Origin of the sequence: Streptomyces sp. NBC_01591 (genome assembly GCF_035918155.1) — a bacterium.
Lineage (GTDB): Bacteria > Actinomycetota > Actinomycetes > Streptomycetales > Streptomycetaceae > Streptomyces.
Genome location: NZ_CP109327.1, coordinates 4,482,252 through 4,503,181, shown reverse-complemented (window position 1 = coordinate 4,503,181; position 20,930 = coordinate 4,482,252). Strand labels below are relative to the sequence as shown.

Here is a 20,930-nt window from a genome sequence, read left to right as displayed (position 1 = left end):
GGCCGGTCCGCGGAGGACCGGAGGACTCGGCGAAGGACGCCCTGCTCAGGACACCATGAGCAGGGCGTCCTTCCGCCATTTCAGGACCTTGTCAAAGCTGACGACGGCACCGCGGCCGGGGCGGTTGCCGAAGTGCACGTGATCGGCGAGCTGCTCGATCAGACACAGGCCCCGCCCGTCCTCGGCGCTGAGCGGCGGGTACTGCCGGGGTTCGTGCTGCTGGGTTCCGCGTTGCAGCGCGGACGCGCGGAGCGCGCGCCGGGCGGGAAAACCGGGCCCCGAATCGGCGACCTCGATACGGCACTTCTCGCCGTCCAGATAGGCGGTGACCTGGTACTGCCCGGAGGCGGCCCCGGGCAGCTCGTCCCATACGTCCCACGGGTCCTGCGGAACTCCCTGGTCGCCCTGGCTTTCCCGGACGCTGTGGTCACCGCCGTGCTCGACGGCGTTCGCACAGGCCTCGCTGAGTGCGACCGACAGGTCGAAGGAGATGTCCGGATCCACGCCCGCGGTCTCCATGGTGCCCAGCAGGAAACGACGGGCGAGCGGAACGCTCGCAGCCTCGCGCCGCAAATGGAGGGACCACCAGATGCTCATGCTCCAGCCTCCTGGCTGCGGCTCGACATACCGATACCTATTGCCGCGCAGCACCATTCGTAAGCGCAGACCGGATGTGAGACCGCTCATTCGGCGGATAGCAGCGCTCCGTACACCCGTGTATGCCCGGCCCGGCCGACCCGATCGGACGGAAGGCAACCTCACGGACCTGCCGTACGGGGCCCAGGGGCTCGGTGCGATGATGGCCCCGCCATGTCTATGCCTGTCGCACGCGCCGGAGCCGGTCTGCGGCTCCTGAGGACCACGGTGTTCGCCGCGGTCTGTGTCGCGCTGTCCGCGGCAGGTCACGCCCTGGCCTCCTGCGCTGCCGTCCCCTGGTGGACCCTGCTCGCGGGATTCCTGGGCATGTTCGCGGTGGTGGCGCCGCTCGCCGGACGCGAGCGTTCACTGCTGTCCATCGCCGCCGTACTGGCCGGCGGACAGGTCGCCCTGCACGCTCTGTTCGGCATGGGTACGTACGGCACCCCGGCGAGCACCTCGGCGGGCGACGACTCGTTGATCCGGTTCGCGGCAAGCCTCGTGTGCGGGGCCGGGCCGGCGCAGCTGAGCGCCGCCGAGGCGCACCGCATCGTCACCACCGCGGGCATCGACCCGGCGTCGGTGGCGACCGACGGCCACCAGCACGTCGCCTCCGCGTCCGGCACGGACCCGGCCGCCCTCGCCGCTCTGCTGCCCGACCTGCCCATGCTGCTCGGCCACCTGCTGGCCGCGGTGGCCACCGGCTGGCTGCTGCGCCGTGGCGAGGTCGCCCTGTTCCGGCTGGTCCGGCTGTCCGCGCACGGCGCCCAGCAGATCGCAGCCGGGGCCCGGCTGCGTGCACTGCGCGCGGCGCTCGCTCTGGTCGACGCCCTGCGCGCCGGGCTTCCCGGCGGCCCGACGACCGGGCCGCGCACCGTCCGTACGGCGGTCGACGCCCCGCCCCCCGCCGCCGGGGACCCCCTGCAGCACCTGGTGATCAGGCGCGGTCCGCCACCCGCGTACGCGCTCGCAGCCTGACGCGACACCCTCCATCCGGCGCACGGACCACACCGTTCCGCACCCGGTCGGCGCATGCCCGCCGCTCAGCGGGGAGAGATGTCGTGATGCCGTCGCGCACCCGCGCGTCGGACCACCTTTCCTTCGTGCTTCCGTGGAGTGATCCCTGCCATGAACGTTTCCCGCATCGCCCTCGCCGGCGGCGTCGCCGCGTCCACCGTCCTGATCCTCGCCGGTACGGCCTCCGCGCACGTCAGCGTGCAGCCGCAGGGCGAGGCCGCCAAGGGCGGTTATGCCACCGTCAACTTCAAGGTCCCCAACGAGCGCGACAACGCCTCGACGACCAAGCTCGAAGTCAACTTCCCGACCGACCACCCACTGGCCTCCGTCATGCCGCAGGCCGTACCCGGATGGGACATCGAGGTCACCAAGAGCAAGCTGGCCAAGCCGATGGAGATGCACGGCCAGAAGATCAACGAGGCCGTCTCCAAGGTCACCTGGACCGCCACGGGCGACAAGGACGAGCGCGGCATCCGCCCCGGCGACTTCCAGCAGTTCCCGCTCTCCATCGGCCAGCTCCCCGAGGACGCCGACCAGCTGGTGTTCAAGGCCATCCAGACGTACGACAACAAGGAAGTCGTCCGCTGGATCGAGGAGCAGAAGGCCGGCGCCGACGAGCCCGAGAGCCCGGCGCCCGTCCTCGCCCTGACCGCGGCGGCCTCCGGCGAGCACGGCTCGGCCGCCGACGCCAAGAGTGCCGACGCCGGCGCCGAGGCGGCGGACAAGCAGACGACGGCCGCTGCGGACACGTCCTCCAGCGACACCACGGCCCGGGTCCTCGGCATCGTCGGCATCGTCATCGGCCTGGCCGGGGTGGCCTTCGGTGTCCTCGCCGGCCGCCGCCGCACCGCCTGATCCACAGCCCCATACGTCCCACCGACCACCAGGAACCAGTGCTCCATGTCTAAGAAAACGGTGCTGGCCGCGGCGTTCGTCGCCGCGGCTGCGCTCACCCTGTCCGCCTGCGGCAGCAGCGACGACAGCGCCAAGAAGCCCATCGCCGACGTATCGGTCCAGCCGAAGACCCAGGCCGCGACCGTCCTGGACCAGCCGTTCACCAAGCCGGATCTCGTCCTCACCGACACCCACGGCAAGAAGTACGACCTCCGGGAGCAGACCAAGGGCAAGCCGACCCTGATCTACTTCGGCTACACCAACTGCCCCGACGTCTGCCCGCTCATCATGAGCAACATCGCCATCGCCAAGAAGGCGCTGCCCAAGGCAGACCAGGAGAAGCTCCAGGTCGTCTTCGTGACCACCGACCCCGAGCGGGACACCCCGTCCTCGCTCGGCAGCTGGCTCAAGTCCCAGGACACCTCCTTCATCGGCCTCACCGGCGACTTCCCGACCATCCAGGCGGGCGCACGCCAGATCGGCATCGGCATCGACGCGCCGAAGAAGGAGAAGGACGGCACGGTCTCCTCGATGCACGGGTCCCAGGTCATCGCGTTCTCCCCGAAGACCGACAAGGGCTACCTCGTCTACAGCGAGGACACCTCGCCCGACGACTACACCAAGGACCTCCCCAAGATCGTCAAGGGGGAGAACCCGTGAACCGCCGCACCACCCTCGTCGGCGTCATCGCCCTCACCACGGGGCTGACGCTGGCGGGTTGCTCGTCCTCGGACAGCAAGCCCGAGCTGAAGGTGACCGGCGCGTTCATGCCGCAGCCCGTCAGCGACATGGCGGCCGGATTCCTCGTCGTGAAGAACAGCGGCGGGGCGTCCGACCGGCTCACCTCCGTCACCAGCACGCTCTCCGACGACGTCACGATCCACGAGACGAAGAACGGGACGATGCGCATGGTGACGTCCTTCGAAGTGCCCGCGGGCGGCAAGCTGGATCTGCAGCGCGGCGGGAACCACATCATGTTCATGAAACTCAAGCAGCGGCCCAAGCAGGGCGAGAAGGTGTCCGTGGAACTGCACTTCGAGAAGGCCGACCCGATAAAGGTCGACCTTCCCGTGAAGGAGACCACCTACAACCCGAAGCAGCAGTGAGGGACTGACTCGTCATGACAGCCACCGCCCCGCACTTCGGACCGACCCCGTCTGCTCCCGCAGTACGCCGTCCACTGGCCGCGGCCGCGCTCCTCGCCGCCCTCGTCGGCATGGTGTTCGGCCTGTTGCTGGGAGGCGCGGGCCCCGCGTCCGCGCATGCCGCACTGACCGGGAGCGATCCGCAGGACGGGGCGGTGGTCGACACCGCCCCCAAGGAGGTCACGCTCAGCTTCTCCGAGCAGGTCGCCGTCAGCGAGGACTCCATCCGGATCCTGGACCCCGACGGCAAACGCGCCGACACCGGCGCCGCCCCACGTGATCTGGGCAGCGGCTCCACCGCGAAGTACGGCGTATCGCTGCACACCGGACTGCCCGACGGGACGTACACCGTCGCCTGGCAGGCCGTCTCCGCGGACAGCCACCCCGTGTCCGGCGCCTTCACCTTCTCCGTCGGAGCACCCTCGGAGACCACCGTGGCGCTGCCGACGGACCAGGCAGGGGGCGGCCTCGTCGGCACCCTCTACGGCATCGCGCGCTACGCCGCGTACGCCGGTTTCATCCTGCTGGCCGGCGGCTCCGCCTTCGTACTGGCCTGCTGGCAGCGCGGCGCGGGTGCGCGTCCCCTGCAGCGCCTGGTCGTACGCGGCTGGATGACCCTCACCGTCGCCACCCTGGCCATGCTGCTCCTGCGCAACCCGTACACCGGGTCCGGGAAGCTCGCGGACGCCTTCGACCTCGACGGTCTGCGGGCCGTGCTCGACACCAAGCCCGGCGCCGCGCTCGTCTCCCGGCTGCTGCTGCTCGGCGCTTCCGCGCTCTTCATCGCCGTGCTCTTCGGGGCCTACGCCAAGCGCGAGGACGCACGCGAGAAGAAGGACCTCACCTTCGGGCTGGCCATCGGCGGCACGGTGATCGCTGCCGGGATTGCCGGTACGTGGGCGCTCGCCGAGCATGCCTCGGCCGGGATCCAGCCCGGCATCGCCATGCCGGTCGATGTGCTCCATCTGCTGGCCGTCGCCGCCTGGTTCGGTGGTCTCGCGGCCCTGCTGGTCGCGCTCTACCGGACCCCCGACATCGATGCGACGGCCGTACGGCGCTTCTCCGGCATCGCGTTCGGCAGCGTGATCGTGCTCGTCGCGACCGGGATCTACCAGTCCTGGCGCCAGGTCGGCACCTGGTCCGCGCTCACCGGCACCGGATACGGGCAACTGCTGCTCGTGAAGGTGGGGCTCGTCGCCGTCCTGGTCGGGATCGCCTGGATCTCGCGGCGCTGGACGGCACGCCTGATCACGGGCGGGGGCAGCGCGGCGACGGAGGCCGAGGACGAGCATGGGGCTCCGGTTGCGGAGGCGTCCGGAAAGGCCGAGGTCCCGGACACATCGGGCTCCACGGCCGAGGACCCCGCACGGGCGGCCCAACTCGCCCGGCAGCAGGCCGCCGTGGCCACCGCCGAGAAGAAGCGGATCCGCGACGCCGACCCCGACCGGTCCGGGCTCCGCCGGTCGGTGCTGGCGGAAGTGGGGGTCGCCGTGGCGCTGCTGGCGGTGACGACCGTACTGACCTCGACCGAGCCCGCGCGTACCGAGGAAGAAGCGGCCCGTGCCTCCACGGCGGCGACCGCCTCGGCAGCCGAAGGCCCGGTCAGCATGAAGGTGCCCTTCGACACGGGCGGCAAGGACGGCAAGGGAACGGTGCGGATGGAGATCACCCCCGGCCGCACCGGTGTCAATGAACTCCACCTCTGGATCGACGGCACCGACGGAAAAGCCATGGACGTCCCCGAGGTGAAGGTCGCCTTCACCCTGGAGTCCAAGGACATCGGCCCGCTCCCCGTCGTCCCGTCCCGGCTGGCCGAGGGCCACTGGACCGCCGACGGCGTCCAGATCCCGATGGCGGGCAGCTGGAAGGTCGCCGTGACCGTACGTACGTCGGACATCGATCAGACGACCATCGACAAGAACGTGAAGATCGGTTGAGCAGGATCGTGAGCGCGAACAACAGCAGCAAAACTTCAGGCAGCGGAAGCCGGGACAGTGGAAGTGGCGGCGCGCCTGGCAGCGGTGGCATCTCCCGGCGGCGGCTGATCGGCAGCGCGGGCGCGGCCGGTGCGACCGGGCTGGTGCTGGGCGCGGCGGGCGGTGCCACCGGCTACGCCGCGACCCGGCCCGACGAACCCACCGCACTGACCACAGTCGGCTCCACCCAGGTGATGTTTCACGGGAAACATCAACCGGGGATCACCACTCCGCTTCAGGCGCGCGGCCATCTCGTCGCCTTCGACCTGGTGCCCGGCGCCGGGAGGAAAGAAGCCGCCGCCCTGATGCGCCGCTGGTCGGCCGCGGCCGAGCGCCTGATGGCCGGCGAGCCCGCCGGGAGCGGCGCGGCGGACGGCCCGGACCATGACACCGGGATCGCGCTGGATGCCGGGCCGTCCTCGCTGACCGTCACCTTCGGCTTCGGCCGGACCTTCTTCGAACGCACGGGCCTGACCGCCCACCGCCCACCGGGGCTCGACCCGCTGCCGCCCTTCTCCTCCGACCGCATCGACGCCGAGCGCTCCAACGGTGACCTCTGGGTCCAGATCGGCGCGGACGACGCCCTCGTCGCCTTCCACGCACTGCGTGCCGTGCAGAAGGAGGCCGCCCCGGCCGCCAGGGTCCGCTGGCAGATGAACGGCTTCAACCGCGCCCCCGGCGCCACGGCCCAGCCGATGACCGCCCGCAATCTGATGGGCCAGATCGACGGCACCGGCAACCCGAAACCGGCCGAGAGCGACTTCGACCGCCGGATCTTCGTCCCGGACGGAACGGATGCGAAGACCGATGCGAAGTACGAGTGGCTCGCGGGCGGCTCGTACGCGGTCGTGCGCCGGATCAGGATGCTGCTCGACGACTGGGAGAAACTCCCGGTGGAACGGCAGGAGCAGGTCATAGGGCGCCGGAAGAAGGACGGCGCTCCGCTGAGCGGTGGCACCGAGACCACCGCGATGGACCTGGACAAGGCGGGCCCCGACGGCAAGCTCCTGATCCCGGACAACGCCCACGCCCGGATCTCCTCCCCCGACAAGAACAGCGGTGCGGCCATGCTGCGGCGCCCCTTCTCGTACCACGACGGCATCTCGGCGGACGGCACTCCGGACGCCGGTCTGCTGTTCATCTGCTGGCAGGCGGATCCGCTGCGCGGGTTCGTTCCGGTGCAGCGCAAGCTGGACCGGGGCGACGCCCTGTCGCCGTTCATCCGGCACGAGGCGAGCGGCCTGTTCGCGGTGCCGGGCGGCGCGGCGGACGGCGAATACGTGGGGCAGCGGCTGCTGGAGTCCTGAGCCACCGGGGCGCATTAGGGTGACGGTATGTCCGCCACGCGCTACGCATATCTCGGCCCCGAAGGCACCTTCACCGAGGTGGCCCTCCGTACGCTCCCGGAAGCCGCCACCCGCGAACTCGTCCCGATGGTCTCCGTACCGGCGGCGCTCGACGCGGTACGCAGCGGGGCCGCCGCGGCGGCGCTCGTACCGATCGAGAACTCCGTCGAGGGCGGCATCACCGCGACGCTCGACGAGCTGACCACCGGCGAGCCGCTGATGATCTATCGCGAGGTGCTGCTCTCCATCACCTTCGCGCTGCTGGTGCGGCCGGGTACCAAGCTGTCCGACATCAAGTCGGTCACCGCGCACCCGGCCGCGCAGCCGCAGGTGCGCAACTGGATGGCAGCTCACCTCCCGGACGCCGTGTGGGAGTCGGCGGCCTCCAACGCGGACGGCGCCCGGCTGGTGCAGGAGGGCCGTTACGACGCCGCCTTCGCCGGTGAGTTCGCCGCGGCGACCTACGGTCTCGAACCGCTGGTGACCGAGATCCATGACGCGGTGAACGCACAGACCCGCTTCGTCCTGGTGGGCCGCCCGGCCCGGCCTGCGGCACCGACGGGCGCGGACAAGACCTCGGTGGTCATCTGGCTGGGCGAGGACCACCCCGGTGCGCTGCTCGAACTGCTCCAGGAGTTCGCGGTGCGCGGCGTGAACCTGATGCTGATCCAGTCGCGGCCGACGGGGGCGGGCATCGGGAACTACTGCTTCGCGGTGGACGCCGAGGGGCACATCGCGGACCGCCGGGTCGGCGAGGCGTTGATGGGGCTGAAGCGGATCTGCCCGAAGGTGCGGTTCCTGGGTTCGTACCCGCGGGCCGGCGTAGCGGTGCAGGACGTACGGCCGCTGCGGGCGGGGACGTCGGACACGGAGTTCACGGAGGCCTCCGACTGGCTGGCCAGAAACCTGGACGGTCGGGGCTGACGGGGTCGGGGCTGACGGGGCCGGATCCCGACGACGCCCGGGACTGACCGGGTTTCGCCCTGCGGGGCGGGAGCGGGTCGGCGCCCGGGGCTCAGCACGCCGGGATGGCAAGTGCTATCTGCCGATTTTCAGCATCCACAGAGTTATCCACAGGGGTGGCTCTCGACCTGGGGACAAGTCGACACCCCAACGCGACATGGTCGACATATTGCTCCAGTCGACCCAGATGCATCCACAGGTCGGCAGGCCACCCGGGTCACCCCGTGTCGCCTCAATTCCATTGATCAACCCTTCAAGGCGGGCAATTCCCACCCGAACGAGCGTCTGAAGTGGGTTTGAACGGGGAATCCGCGAGCCATCACATGACTTTCGGAATGCCCCTCTCCGACATCCACAGATCTTCCTCACAGCCTGTGGATAACTTTCGGACCGCCGGGAACCTGTGGACAAGCAACGCTCAACTGCCCTTTCAGGCAAGAGCGGTACGTCAAGACGAGCGAAGCCTTCTGCCCCATTCAGGGGAGTAGGCTCCTTTTATTGACGGTCGAGATCGACTTCAGCCACACAATCTCCCCCAGCATTGCCAATTCAGGCAATTAGGGCAAAGTGACACGCTCGGCAATATCGGTTCGAGCTGGGGAAGTACACACCGGTAGCCTGGAGGGGTGATTGACCTTCGCCTGCTCCGTGAGGACCCCGACCGTGTTCGCGCCTCCCAGCGCGCCCGTGGAGAGGACGTCGAGCTCGTCGACGCCCTTTTCTCCGCCGACGAGCGGCGCAGGTCGTCCGGTGTCCGCTTCGACGAACTCCGCTCCGAGCAGAAAGCGCTCGGCAAACTCATCCCCAAGGCCTCGCCCGAGGAGCGCGCCGAGCTGCTCAAGAAGGCCGAGCAGCTGAAGGCCGACGTCAAGGCCGCCGACGCGGCACAGGACGAGGCCGACGCCGAGGCGAAGAGCCTGATGCTCCGGATCGGCAACATCGTCCACGAGGACGTGCCGGTCGGCGGCGAGGAGGACTTCGTCGTCCTGGAGACCCACGGCACGATCCGTGACTTCGGGGCCGAGGGCTTCGAGCCCAAGGACCACCTGGAGCTCGGCGAGAAGCTCGGCGCCATCGACATGGAGCGCGGCGCCAAGGTCTCCGGTTCGCGCTTCTACTACCTGACGGGCGTCGGCGCGCTGCTGGAGCTCGCCCTCGTCAACGCGGCGATCGCGCAGGCCACCGAGGCCGGCTTCGTCCCGATGCTGACACCGGCGCTGGTCCGTCCGCGCGCCATGGAAGGCACCGGATTCCTCGGCCAGGCCGCGGAGAACGTGTACCACCTGGAGAAGGACGACTACTACCTGGTCGGCACCTCCGAGGTCCCGCTCGCCGCGTACCACATGGACGAGATCATCGACGCCGAGAAGCTGCCGCTGCGCTACGCGGGCTTCTCGCCCTGCTACCGCCGTGAGGCCGGTACGTACGGCAAGGACACCCGGGGCATCTTCCGGGTGCACCAGTTCGACAAGGTCGAGATGTTCTCGTACGTCGACCCGGCGGACGCCGAGGCGGAGCACCGCAGGCTCCTCGACTGGGAGAAGCAGTGGCTCACCGCTCTTGAACTGCCCTTCCAGGTGATCGATGTCGCCAGCGGCGACCTGGGTGCCTCGGCCTCCCGGAAGTTCGACTGCGAGGCGTGGATCCCGACGCAGGGCAAGTACCGCGAGCTGACGTCCGCGTCGAACTGCAACGGCTTCCAGGCCCGCCGCCTGTCCGTCCGGATGCGCGACACCCGCGACGGCAAGAAGGTCCTCCAGCCGCTGTCCACGCTGAACGGCACGCTCTGCGCCGTACCGCGCACGATTGTGGCGATTCTGGAGAACCACCAGCTGGCCGACGGTTCGGTACGGGTGCCCGAGGTGCTCCGGCCGTATCTGGGCGGGCGCGAGGTTCTGGAGCCGGTCGCCAAGTGACCTTCCCGTACAAGCTCGTCGCGACCGATCTCGACGGCACGCTGCTGCGTAACGACGACACGGTCTCCGAGCGCACCCGTGAGGCACTGGTCGCGGTCGCCGCGGCCGGTGCCGCGCACATCATCGTCACCGGCCGCGCGGTCCCCTGGACCCGGCACATTCTGGACGACCTGGGCTACGAAGGGCTCGCCGTCTGCGGCCAGGGCGCGCAGGTCTACCACGCGGGCGAGCGCAAGCTGCTGACCTCGCTGACGCTGGACCGGCAGCTCGCCGGGCTCGCGCTGTCCAAGGTCGAGGCCGAGGTCGGTCCGCTGGCACTGGCGGCGAGCCGTGACGGGCTCGACGGCGAAGTGATGGTCGGCCCCGGCTACCGCGTACAGGAAGGTCCGCTTCCGGCGGTCTTCGTGAAGGACCCGGCCGAGCTGTGGTCCGCGCCCCTGAACAAGGTCTACATCCAGCACCCCGATCTGGACGACGACGAACTGGCGAAGGCCGCGCGCGCGGCTGTCGGCAACCTCGTGGACGTGGTCATGGCCGGTCCGGGAGTGGTGGAGATCCTGCCGCTGGGGCTGAGCAAGGCGACCGGACTCTCGCTGGCCGCGCGCCGGCTGGGCGTGAAGGCCGCGGACACCCTGGCCTTCGGCGACATGCCGAACGACATCCCGATGTTCGCCTGGGCGCGGCACGGTGTGGCGATGGCCAACGCCCATGAGGACCTGAAGGCCGTGGCCCAGGAGATCACCGCGTCCAACGAGGACGACGGCATCGCCGTGGTGCTGGAACGGCTGCTCCAGTCTTCGTAGAAGCAGGAAGCAGCAGGAGTACGGACACGGGTTGCACCTGACGGCTGGGAGCGGTTGCTCCCAGCCGTACCTGCTGTTCCTGCATGTGGGCCTGCTGCGGCGGAGGATGCGCGGATCGAACGCGCGCGGGGTTCAGGGCCCCGACGACGGCTTAGCAAGCCGCTGCCTTACCACTCGGCCAATCCTCCGGGTGGGCGGCCGCGCGCGATGCGCTGACAAGGCCGCCCCGGGCGTCTGCTCCGAGCGGCACGGCGGAATCGTCGGTGACTACTCCGGTGCCGGCTCGGGTCCGCCCTGCGGGGAACTCGACGGACTCGGACTCTCGGTCATCGTCGTGCTCCTCTCCCGGCCTGTGGCGTGCGTGTCGGCGTATGCCGTTCCTGTCGGCGTGTGCGCACCAACCACTGTGCCGGGGACGGCCCTTCGACACCACCCGTTTTCCGGCTGCACCGAAAGGCCGCGAACTCCCGCCGGATCAGTGCTGCTTGCTCCTGCCGGATCAGCGCTGCTTGTTGTTGCGGCGGCCCAACTCCTTCAGGTTGCGGGCCAGATCATCCATCCGGCCGTCGAGACGGACGATGTCCTCGGACATGTGGCCCAGCCGCACGCTCATGGCGCCGACGACCTGATGAGTGACGTCCAGCCTCCGGTCGAGGCTGTCGAGCCGTGCGACATCCGGTTGAGGACGGGCCCGAGCTCCTGGAGCGCAGTGCCGACTCCGGCGAGGCAGCTCTCCACCCGGGTGACGCGGTGTTCGAGCGAGGCGTAGCCCGCGCGCAGGTCCTGCTCGGCGTCGAGCAGATACGGACGGACGCATCGGGCGATGTCGCTGTCGCGAAGAAGCATCGCGACGTTGAGGACGGTCCTGCGGGTGTAGACCCTGAGCCGGGTCGCCGCCTGTGGATAACTTTCCGGCTCCTCACCCGCCCATAGCGACACCATGTTGCTATGGAAGGAGCGCAGGTCAGCGCCGCGCAGCACTCGTATCCCGTTCTCCATCAACTCGTCCTGATGGCGGTCGGTGCCGGCGGGTACTCCCTCGCCGGCATCGGCAATCCCTGTTTCATGAAAGCTACGACGCCACAGATCCCAGTTGCCTCCACACACCCTGCCCAACGAACCGATAACCGTACAGTTACGCGTACGACTGTCCGAAATGCGTCAACCCCCGCCCGAGTGGCGAGGGTTGACGAGTGGACGAGCACCGGAGCGATCAGAAACGAAACACTCGGGAAGACGCACCGGGCGGGAAACCCCCGGTCACTCCTCCCCGGCCAGCTTCAACGTGCGCAGCTTCTGGCCCGCGTACCAGGTCGCGACCACCGTGACCGCCGCCAGCAGGACCGTGGCGGCCGGCAGACCGACGTCGGAGGTGATCGCGCCCGCCCCGCCGACCTTCTCGGCGACCGCGAGGGACCACTGCTGGACGCTGAGCGTGCGCGCCCCGGGCACCAGGGAACCGAACAGGGCCTCCCAGACCAGCGCGTAGACGAGGCCGAAGACGACCGCGTGCCGGCTGACGGTGCCCAGCAGCAGGAACAGCGCGCTGTAGGCGATCGAGGCGACCAGTGCCGCGATGGTGTAGGCCACCGCGATCTGCTGGCCGTTGCCGTTGAGGATCAGCCCCGCGACCAGCGTGGGCAGCGCGGAGAAGACCATCGTCACGGCGATGGCGACGATCAGCTTGGTGAAGATGATCGTCGGCCGCTTCACCGGCTTGGCCAGCAGATAGACGATGGATCCGTCATCGATCTCGGGACCGATGGCCCCGGTTCCGGCGATCACACCGATCAGCGGCACCATCGTGGCGATGGCGAAGCCGCCCAGCACGTCCGAGGCCACCTGGTCGTCGGACCCGGCGAATGTCCGTACCGCGACGGCGATGACCACCAGCAGTACCGGCAGGACGAACAGGATGGCGGCCCGGCGCCGGCCGAGCAGGGCCCGGTAGGTGAGCCGGGCGACTGTGGGGTCGTACATGACGCTTCACAGCTCCTTTCAGGCCACTACTCAGGCCGCTACAAGATAGGAAAAGACCGATTCGAGGGACTCGTCGGACGGCGAAACGGTCAGCAGACGAATGCCGTGCTCACGTGCGACCTTCGGCAGCAGCTCGGTGAAGCGTCCGAAGTCGACCGCCTGGATACGCAACGCCCGTTCGCCCAGGTCCACCTCGATACCGGCCGTCGACGGGTCGGCGATCAGCGCGGCAGCGAGGGCGCGGTCGTCGCTGGAACGTACGAGATAGCGGTGCGGGCGGTCCGTCATCAGGCGGCGGATCTTGCGGAAGTCGCCGGACGCCGCGTGCCGTCCTGCCACGATCACCTCGATGTGCGAGGCGAGTTGCTCGACCTCTTCGAGGATGTGGGAGGAGAAGAGCACCGTGCGGCCCTCTGCCCCCATCCGTCGCAGCAGCTCCATCAGCTGCATCCGCTGACGCGGGTCCATGCCATTGAATGGCTCGTCGAGCAGCAGCACCGAAGGCTCATGGACCAGGGCGGACGCCATCTTCACGCGCTGGCGCATGCCCTTGCTGTACGTCGAGATCTTGCGGTCCTGCGCGTACTCCATCTCGACCGTGGCCAGCGCCTTCTGCGCCTCCGCGTCGCCGAGTCCATGGAGTTCCGCGTTGGCGACGACGAACTCGCGACCGGTCAGGAAGTCGTACATGCCTTCCCGCTCCGGCACGATCCCGATCTCCTTGTACACGGCTTCGTTCCGCCAGATCGGCTTGCCGTCCAGCGTCACCGCGCCCGTCGACGGGGCGAGGAATCCGGCCATCATGTTGATCAGCGTGGACTTTCCCGCGCCGTTCGGCCCGAGCAGCCCGGTGACGCCCGGTCCCACCGTCATGCTCACGTCGTTGACGGCGACCACATTGCCGAACCAGCGCGAGGTGTGGTCGATCTCGATGGTGGTCACAGCCCGACCCTCCGGTAGCGGCGCATCAGTACGGCGTACGAGCCGGCGACGAGCGCGAGAACAACGATCAGATAGACCACGCCGACCCCGGCATCCGGGGCCGACCCTCCGGGGAAGGCCGAGTTGGCCCCGAGGAACGCGGTCTGCAGGCCGCCGATCAGCGTGATGGGGGAGAAGAGCCCCAGCCACTCGACGGCCCCGGCGGAGCCCGTCTGCCAGGCGATGGCCTGGACCGTGGAGACCGCGCCGTAGGTGATGGTCAGTACGGCAATCACCGCGGCGACACCGAAGCCGCGGCGCGGTGTCAGCGCGGCCATCACCAGGCCCAGTGCGGCGAAGAGCACGGAGAGCAGTGCCACCGAGACCAGTCCCTGTCCGAATCCCTTGGTCTGGTCGGCGAAGTCGAACTTCCCGAGCAGCGCGCCCACATAGAGGATGACGAGCGGCGCGCCGGTGAGGATGAAGAGCGCGGACGCCATGGCCGCGAGCTTGGCCACGACGTAGTCGACCCGTTCGATCGGCCGCGAGAAGTACAGCGGCACGCTCTTGAAGCGCAGGTCCCGGGAGACCGACTGCGGTGCCTGTGCGGCGAGGAAGAGGCCGATCACGGCCTGGAGATAGATCGCGAACGCGGTGTACTTGATCGGCAGGGCCGTCGCTCCGGGGGTGGCGATGGCGACGGCGACGATGATCGCCGCGATCATGCACATCACGCCGAAGAGCAGCATCGGCAGCACCTTGGACTTGGCGGAACGGCCGAGTCCGAACGCGCCGCGCAGGGTCTGCGAGTAGAGCGAGCGCCGCGCATAGCCGCGGCCCAGCCGCGGGCCGTCGTAGGAGCGGTACCCGATGTTGTGGATGCGGGAGGTCTCGCTCCCGGCCACGGTCCCGGTCTCAGTGCTCATCGCGACCGCTCCCCTTCTGCTGTACGGCGTTCTGCTTCACGGCGTCCTGCTGTACGGCTCCGGCGGTCGCGGGCGCCCCTTCCGTACGGAAGACCTCGGCGATGTGGTGGCGCCGCTGCTCCATCCGTACGAGGCCGAGTCCGAGCCCGGCGACGCTGTCGCGCACGATGTCGTACGTCTCGTCGCCCGTCGCCTCGACCAGCAGGATGTGCCCCGCACCGGGCAGCCCCTGTGCGTCGAGGCCGTCCTGGCCGATGAATTTCACGCCGGCCCGGGTGAGGACCTGGCGCAGTGCGTCGGTGCCGTCCGGGTGGGTGTCACTGTCGGTGACCTCGACCGCGAGGGTCGCGGTTGTCTGGGTGAAGTCGCTGGTGGAGCTGGAGCGCAGGAGCGTGCCGCCGTCGATGACGACCACATGGTCACAGGTGCGTTCCAGCTCGCCCAGGAGGTGCGAGGTGACCAGGACGGAGATGCCGAAGTCGGTGTGGACGCGGCGGATCAGTCCGAGCATCTCGTCGCGGCCGACCGGGTCGAGGCCGTTGGTCGGCTCGTCGAGCAGGACCAGCTGCGGGTCGTGGACCAGCGCCTGCGCAAGCTTCACGCGCTGTTTCATGCCGGTCGAGTAGCCGCCGATGGGGCGGTAGCGCTCCTCGTACAGACCCACGTGCCGGAGCGTGTCGGCGGTGCGCTCGCGCGCTGCCGTCGGCGGCAGTCCGGACATCCGCGCCATGTGGACGACGAACTCGGTGGCCGAGACGTCCGGTGGCAGGCAGTCGTGCTCGGGCATGTAGCCGACCCGCTCCCGGATGGCGGCACCGCTGGTGGCGACATCGAGCCCGAGCACCGCGGCCCGGCCTTCGGTGGCGGGGGACAGACCCAGCAGGATCTTGATCAATGTGGACTTGCCGGCTCCGTTGGAACCCACCAGGCCGGTCACACCGGGGCCGATGTCCAAGGAGAGCCGGTCAAGCGCGGTCACCCGGGGGAACCGCTTGCTCAGGCTTTCGGTCGCGATCACAGTCACAGTCCGAAGGTAGTGGCGCGGACCACATCAGTCGTCAGCCCTGGCGGCTGGATCGGCCTCCGACTCCAGATGTACGGACCCGTAGGGGGCCACCAAGGGGGATGAGACGCGCGGCCGGGGGCGGGGGCGACCGAGTTGTCCACAGGTCTTCGCACACCCCTTGACGTAGCCGCCGGACATTGTCACATTCATCAGTGTCACGTTACGAGCACGTACCGCACACGGCAGGGAACGGACGGTGGCATGGCCTCGGCAGTGAAGGACGAACAGGCCCCGGAGCTGCGGGCGTTCAGAGAAGTCCAGAGCCTTGCGTACGCCTGCGCGGAGGCGGTCGCGGGCCGGCTCCGGCCAGGCGTGACCGAGCGCGAGGCGGCCCGCATGCAGCGCGACTGGCTGCGTGAGCGCGGAGTGCGGGACTGGTTCCATCTCCCCTTCGCCTGGTTCGGGGACCGCACGGCGTTCGCCGGCTTCAAGGTGCCCCTGCAGTTCTTCCCGACCAACCGGAAGCTGGAGCCGGGTATGCCCTTCATCCTCGACATGGCTCCGGTGTACAAGGGCTTCACGGCCGACATCGGCTACTCCGGCTGTCTCGGGCTCAACCCCTTGCACGACAAGCTGCTGGCCGATCTCGAGGCCCACCGCGAGCTGATACTGCGCGAGGTGCGCGAGCGGCGTTCACTGCGCGAGATATACGAGGACGTCGAACGCCTGATGATCAGGCAGGGGTACGCCAACAGGCATCGCGCCTACCCCTTCGGCGTCATCGCCCACAAGGTCGGCCGCGTTGCCGAACGCCGCTGGTCCCCGCATGTGTTCGGCTTCGGCACCCAGTCCCTCAAGGGGCTGATGAGCGACGCGCTGCACGGGCACCGGGACGGCTGGTCGCCGCTGTGGAGTCCGTACCGCTTCTCCGACCATCCGCCGCAGCCCGGTCTGTGGGCCGTGGAGCCCCATCTCGGATTCCGCGGTACGGGTGCCAAGTTCGAGGAGATCCTGGTGGTCACCGACTCCAAGGACCCCGAGCAGAGCGCCTTCTGGCTGGACGACGATCTGCCGCATGTGCGGCGCTGGGCCGAGGAAAAGGTGGCGGCATGAGTCTGCGGAGCCTGCCGGGGGCGCGCGAGCGCCGGGTGCGTACGGGCGGAATCGAGCTGTGCGTCGCCGAGTTGGGCGACGAGGGGCGGCCGACGATCGTCCTCGTGCACGGGTATCCGGACAGCAAGGAGGTCTGGACGGACGTGGCGAGGCAGCTGGCCGACCAGTGGCATGTCGTGCTGTACGACGTGCGCGGGCACGGCCGGTCCACGGCCCCGAAGCCACTGCGCGGCGGCTTCACCCTGGAGAAGCTCACCGATGACTTCCTGGCCGTCGTCGATGCGGTGAGCCCGGACCGGCCGGTGCATGTCGTCGGGCACGACTGGGGGTCGGTCCAGTCCTGGGAGTTCGCCACGGTCAAGCGGACCGAGGGCCGGATCGCCTCGTTCACCTCGATGTCCGGCCCTTCCCTGGACCACTTCGGGCACTGGATCAAGCAGCGGATGACCCGGCCCACCCCGCGCCGGGTCGGCCAGCTGCTCGGCCAGGGCGCCAAGTCCTGGTACGTCTACATGCTGCATACGCCGGTCCTGCCCGAGCTCGCCTGGCGCGGCCCGCTGGGCAAGCAGTGGCCGCGGATGCTCCAGCGGCTGGAGAAGGTACCGGCGGGCGACTACCCCACGCCCTCGCTGCCCAACGATGCGGCGCACGGCGCCTGGCTGTACCGCGACAACGTCCGCGCCCGGCTGAGCCGACCGCGCACCGACGCCTACGCACACGTCCCGGTCCAGCTGATCACTCCGACCGGCGACATCTTCCTCTCGGAGAAGCTGTACGACCAACTGGAGCTCTGGGCACCGCAGTTGGTACGCAGATCCCTGGACGGCAAGCACTGGGTGCCGCGCACCAGGCCGGACCAGCTCGCTGCCTGGATAAGCGAGTTCGTCGCTGCGAACGAGGCGGCCAAGGAGAACGGCGGCCCGGTGCAGGACACCGCGCCGACCGGGGCGTACGCGGACAGGTTCGGTGGCCGGCTGGTGCTCGTGACGGGCGCCGCCGGCGGCATCGGCCGGGCCACCGCTTTCGCGTTCGCCGAGGCGGGTGCCCGGGTGGTGGCCGTGGACCGGGACGCGGAGGGAGCGGCCAGGACGGCGGAGATGGCTCGCCTGATCGGCGCGCCGGCCGCCTGGGGCGAAGCGGTCGACGTCAGCGACGAACAGGCGATGGAGAAACTCGCCGAGAAGGTCGCCGCCGAGTACGGAATCGTCGACGTCCTGGTCAACAACGCCGGGATCGGCCTGTCCGGATCCTTCCTGGACACCACGAGCGAGGACTGGAAGAACGTCCTCGACGTCAATCTGTGGGGTGTCATCCACGGCTGCCGGATCTTCGGCAGGCAGATGGCCGAACGCGGCCAGGGCGGCCATATCGTCAACACGGCTTCTGCCGCCGCCTATCAGCCGTCCCGGGCGCTGCCCGCGTACAGCACCTCCAAGGCGGCCGTGCTGATGCTCAGCGAATGCCTGCGGGCCGAGCTCGCCGAGCGGTCGATCGGGGTCAGCGCCATCTGTCCCGGCATCGTCAACACGAACATCACCGCGACGACGCACTTCGCCGGTGCCGATGCCGCGGAGGAGAAGCGTCTGCGGAAGCGGACCAGCCGGCTGTACGGGCTCCGGAACTACCCGCCGGAGCGGGTGGCCGACGCGATCCTCAAGGCGGTGGTGCGCAACCAGGCCGTCGTGCCGGTGACCCCGGAGGCCCGCGGCGCCCGGCTCCTGTCCCGGCTCAGCCCCCGCGCGCTGCGCGGGATCGCCCGGCTGAAGCCGCCGCTGTGAGCGGCCCCGGGCGGTCGTCGGCGGCGGACCGGCAGGCCGCCGCCGAGTACCGGATCGAGGACCTTGCGCACGCGAGCGGAGCCACGGTCCGCACGATCCGCGCCTACCAGGACCGCGGTCTGCTGCCGACACCGGAACGGCGCGGCCGGGCCAATGTTTACCGGGACACCCATCTCGCCCGGCTCCGGCAGATCGCCGACCTGCTGGATCGCGGTTACACACTGGCCAGCATCAAGGAGCTACTGGACGCCTGGGACACCGGCCGCGGTCTGGGCGGGGTGCTCGGGCTCGTGGCCGAGGTGCACGGCCCCTGGACGGACGAACAGGCCGACCGGATCACCCGGGACGAGCTGATTCTCAAGTTCGGTGGCGCCCCGGACGAGGAGGCGGTCGCCGAGGCGGTGGACCTCGGCGTGCTCGAAGCGATCCCGGGCAGGGACGACGAGTTCCTGGTGCCGAGTCCCCAGGAGCTGGCGGTGGCCGTCGAGTTGCATGCGGCAGGCGTGCCGCTCAGCGCAATCTCCGGGCATCTGAGGGAGCTTCGCGGTCAGGTCGAGCAGATCGCCTCGCGCTTCCTGGAGTTCACCACCGAGCACGTCTTCGCCCGCTATCTCGGTCATCGGCCCCCGACCGACTCGGACGCGGCCGAAGCGGCCGCCATGGTGCGCAGGCTGCGTCCGCTCGCCCAGCAGACCGTCGATGCCGAACTGGCCCGTGCGATGCGGACATTCGCCACCCTGCACCTGCATCATCACCTCGGCGCGGACACGCCCCTCGGACCGGATTCCCCGTCGCTCGCAGCGCGCCGAGTGGATCTACCGGCGGAGACAATCCGGGCTGTTCAACAGCTGGTTGGCGAGGAGAACGTCTCCGCCTTCGTGGCGGCGGCCGCAGAACGCGAGGTGCAATCAAGGACATTGGACGCACTCATGCCACCTGCCTCCAAAGTGGCACAAATTGACCAAAGCGGTTGATTCTGAACACACTTGTCCACAGAATCGCCAATTAGCCTGTGGATAACCCAGGTTGACTGTGGATCAAACCTGCGGATGAAAATTGCTCCGGCCACCGTGAGCAAAATCCGGATGCACCGAGGAAAGCGGCAGGGGCACCCTGGCGGCATGGATGAAAGACGCACCGTCAAGGTGTCCAAGTACCTCTCGAAACACCTGCGGCATCAGCCGGAGCGGATCGGCATCACGCTCGACGCCAACGGCTGGGTGCCGATCGACACGCTGCTGCGCGCCTTGGCCGGCAACAACTTCCCCCTCACCCGGGCCGAGCTCGACCATGTCGTCGCCGTCAACGACAAGCAGCGCTTCGCCGTCGAGAACGAGCGGATTCGCGCGAGCCAGGGCCATACCGTCCCGGTGGATCTCGATCTGCCGCCGGCCGAACCGCCCGCGTACCTCTACCACGGCACGGTGGGCCATGCGCTGGACTCGATCCGGAGCGAGGGCCTGCGGCCCATGGACCGCACGCACGTCCATCTCTCGCCCGACCGCGAGACGGCGACCAGGGTCGGTGCCCGGCGCGGCCGGCCCGTCGTCCTGTCCGTGGACGCGGGCGCGATGCACCGCGCGGGCCACACCTTCTGCGTCAGTGCCAACGGCGTCTGGCTCACCGCGGCCGTACCGCCCGCGTTCCTGCGGTTCCGCGACTGACCGGCGGCTCAGCCGCCCGATGACCGGTCCCGTGCCCGGTCCGGTGTCCGGATCCCGTGCCCGGTCCCGCCGAGGATCCGCACGCCTGCGCTGAGCGGGCTCCCACCGGTTTCCGGCCCCGTATGGTCGTATCCATGCGTCTGAGCACTGTGATTCTGCCGATCCACCGCTGGAGCGAGGGCCGCGAGCTCTGGCGGCGCGCCGAGGAGCTGGGGTTCCACGCCGCCTACACCTACGACCACCTGGCCTGGCGGACCTTCCGCGACGGCCCCTGGTTCGGCGCGGTACCGACTCTCACCGCCGCGGCCGCCGTCACCCACCGGCTGCGCCTGGGCACCCTCGTCACCTCAGTCAAGCCTTTTTCGCCTATCGCAGCCTGAGCTGCGAAGATTCGCTTCGTTCGACGAGCACTGTCACCCACTCAGATACCGATGAGCCGGACACGGTCGCCGCACAACCGGGCCATGTCGTCGACATCGGAGGTCAGCATGGCCACGGGGCCCGGCTGGCGCAGTGCCACCTCGGCCACGGTCGCGTCAATCGCATACTTGTGGCCGTGCAGACCCGCGGCCTTGAGCAGTTCCGCGGATGCCCTCGCCGCACCCTCGGTCACCGGCTCGACCTTGACGCGGGACAGCGCCCACCGCAGCCGAGGCATGTTCACCCGCCCGTGGCTGACTTCCACGATGGTGTTGGCGCCGATGACGAAATCGGCGCCCATGGCATGAAACACCTGGAACATCGCAAGGATCTTGCGGTCCTGTGCGATCCAGGCGGAGAGCCCCTGGGAGTCCAGGACGACCGTCTCGACGTGCTCGTTCACGCCGCGCTCGCCGACCCGCCCGT

20 protein-coding genes, 1 tRNA gene and 1 pseudogene are annotated in these 20,930 nt (G+C 69.3%); 14 read left to right on the top strand and 8 right to left on the bottom strand.

What is annotated here, in order from left to right:
- Positions 1-45: 45 nt before the first annotated feature.
- A complete protein-coding gene (locus OG978_RS20950; RefSeq protein ID WP_326766699.1) occupies positions 46-597 on the bottom strand; it encodes an ATP-binding protein in 552 nt (183 codons plus the stop codon).
- Between the two features lie 213 nt (positions 598-810).
- Between OG978_RS20950 and OG978_RS20945 the strand changes: the two genes are divergently transcribed.
- The 9 genes from OG978_RS20945 to OG978_RS20905 all read left to right on the top strand — a co-directional run bounded on the left by OG978_RS20945 (position 811) and on the right by OG978_RS20905 (position 10,696).
- Positions 811-1,614 (top strand): hypothetical protein, encoded by an 804-nt coding sequence (locus OG978_RS20945; RefSeq protein ID WP_326766698.1) that lies wholly within the window; start codon positions 811-813, stop codon positions 1,612-1,614.
- A 150-nt stretch (positions 1,615-1,764) separates the two neighbouring features.
- A complete protein-coding gene (locus OG978_RS20940; protein WP_326766697.1) occupies positions 1,765-2,508 on the top strand; it encodes a YcnI family copper-binding membrane protein in 744 nt (247 codons plus the stop codon).
- 45 nt (positions 2,509-2,553) lie between these two features.
- Positions 2,554-3,207: an SCO family protein gene (locus OG978_RS20935; protein ID WP_326766696.1), complete on the top strand. Its 654-nt coding sequence runs from the start codon at positions 2,554-2,556 to the stop codon at positions 3,205-3,207.
- Entirely contained in the window at positions 3,204-3,653 is a 450-nt protein-coding gene (locus OG978_RS20930) for a copper chaperone PCu(A)C (RefSeq protein WP_326766695.1), read from the top strand. Before OG978_RS20935 ends, OG978_RS20930 begins: the two co-directional genes overlap by 4 nt.
- Before the next feature lie 14 nt (positions 3,654-3,667).
- Positions 3,668-5,629 carry a copper resistance CopC/CopD family protein gene (locus OG978_RS20925; RefSeq protein ID WP_326766694.1) on the top strand — a complete coding sequence of 654 codons (1,962 nt, stop codon included), beginning with the start codon at positions 3,668-3,670 and terminating at the stop codon, positions 5,627-5,629.
- 8 nt (positions 5,630-5,637) lie between these two features.
- Positions 5,638-6,975 (top strand): iron uptake transporter deferrochelatase/peroxidase subunit, encoded by a 1,338-nt coding sequence (gene efeB / locus OG978_RS20920; RefSeq protein ID WP_326766693.1) that lies wholly within the window; start codon positions 5,638-5,640, stop codon positions 6,973-6,975.
- A 27-nt stretch (positions 6,976-7,002) separates the two neighbouring features.
- On the top strand, positions 7,003-7,938 hold the full coding sequence (gene pheA / locus OG978_RS20915; RefSeq protein WP_326766692.1) for a prephenate dehydratase: 936 nt from the start codon (positions 7,003-7,005) through the stop codon (positions 7,936-7,938).
- A gap of 665 nt (positions 7,939-8,603) precedes the next feature.
- Positions 8,604-9,893 (top strand): serine--tRNA ligase, encoded by a 1,290-nt coding sequence (serS, locus tag OG978_RS20910; protein WP_326766691.1) that lies wholly within the window; start codon positions 8,604-8,606, stop codon positions 9,891-9,893.
- Complete coding sequence (locus OG978_RS20905) at positions 9,890-10,696, top strand: HAD family hydrolase (RefSeq protein ID WP_326766690.1); 807 nt, start codon at positions 9,890-9,892, stop codon at positions 10,694-10,696. The genes serS and OG978_RS20905 overlap by 4 nt, the downstream gene beginning before the upstream one ends.
- Before the next feature lie 100 nt (positions 10,697-10,796).
- Here OG978_RS20905 and OG978_RS20900 read toward each other — a convergent pair.
- From OG978_RS20900 to OG978_RS20875, 6 genes and pseudogenes are all read right to left on the bottom strand, one after another.
- Positions 10,797-10,884, bottom strand: a tRNA-Ser gene (locus OG978_RS20900).
- A 311-nt stretch (positions 10,885-11,195) separates the two neighbouring features.
- Positions 11,196-11,719 (bottom strand): annotated as a pseudogene (locus OG978_RS20895) (hypothetical protein); the annotation flags it as partial.
- Between the two features lie 237 nt (positions 11,720-11,956).
- Positions 11,957-12,676, bottom strand: a complete 720-nt coding sequence (locus OG978_RS20890) for an ABC transporter permease (RefSeq protein WP_326766689.1) — start codon at positions 12,674-12,676, stop codon at positions 11,957-11,959.
- 30 nt (positions 12,677-12,706) lie between these two features.
- Entirely contained in the window at positions 12,707-13,618 is a 912-nt protein-coding gene (locus tag OG978_RS20885; RefSeq protein WP_326766688.1) for an ABC transporter ATP-binding protein, read from the bottom strand.
- Positions 13,615-14,523: an ABC transporter permease gene (locus tag OG978_RS20880; RefSeq protein WP_326766687.1), complete on the bottom strand. Its 909-nt coding sequence runs from the start codon at positions 14,521-14,523 to the stop codon at positions 13,615-13,617. Before OG978_RS20880 ends, OG978_RS20885 begins: the two co-directional genes overlap by 4 nt.
- The gene (locus OG978_RS20875) at positions 14,513-15,502 is read right to left on the bottom strand and encodes an ABC transporter ATP-binding protein (protein WP_326770104.1); all 990 of its coding nucleotides are present in this window, start codon (positions 15,500-15,502) and stop codon (positions 14,513-14,515) included. Before OG978_RS20875 ends, OG978_RS20880 begins: the two co-directional genes overlap by 11 nt.
- Positions 15,503-15,790: 288 nt before the next feature.
- Between OG978_RS20875 and OG978_RS20870 the strand changes: the two genes are divergently transcribed.
- The 5 genes from OG978_RS20870 (at position 15,791) to OG978_RS20850 (ending at position 20,464) form a co-directional block, all read left to right on the top strand.
- A complete protein-coding gene (locus OG978_RS20870; protein WP_326766686.1) occupies positions 15,791-16,642 on the top strand; it encodes a M24 family metallopeptidase in 852 nt (283 codons plus the stop codon).
- The gene (locus OG978_RS20865; RefSeq protein ID WP_326766685.1) at positions 16,639-18,420 is read left to right on the top strand and encodes an SDR family oxidoreductase; all 1,782 of its coding nucleotides are present in this window, start codon (positions 16,639-16,641) and stop codon (positions 18,418-18,420) included. The genes OG978_RS20870 and OG978_RS20865 overlap by 4 nt, the downstream gene beginning before the upstream one ends.
- Positions 18,417-19,394, top strand: a complete 978-nt coding sequence (locus OG978_RS20860; protein ID WP_326766684.1) for a MerR family transcriptional regulator — start codon at positions 18,417-18,419, stop codon at positions 19,392-19,394. The genes OG978_RS20865 and OG978_RS20860 overlap by 4 nt, the downstream gene beginning before the upstream one ends.
- A 147-nt stretch (positions 19,395-19,541) precedes the next feature.
- Complete coding sequence (locus OG978_RS20855; RefSeq protein ID WP_326766683.1) at positions 19,542-20,084, top strand: RNA 2'-phosphotransferase; 543 nt, start codon at positions 19,542-19,544, stop codon at positions 20,082-20,084.
- Between the two features lie 122 nt (positions 20,085-20,206).
- Positions 20,207-20,464 carry an LLM class flavin-dependent oxidoreductase gene (locus OG978_RS20850; RefSeq protein ID WP_326766682.1) on the top strand — a complete coding sequence of 86 codons (258 nt, stop codon included), beginning with the start codon at positions 20,207-20,209 and terminating at the stop codon, positions 20,462-20,464.
- Between the two features lie 41 nt (positions 20,465-20,505).
- On the opposite strand, the gene OG978_RS20845 is transcribed toward OG978_RS20850, so the two are convergent.
- Positions 20,506-20,907: a DNA-binding protein gene (locus OG978_RS20845; protein ID WP_326766681.1), complete on the bottom strand. Its 402-nt coding sequence runs from the start codon at positions 20,905-20,907 to the stop codon at positions 20,506-20,508.
- Positions 20,908-20,930: the final 23 nt, after the last annotated feature.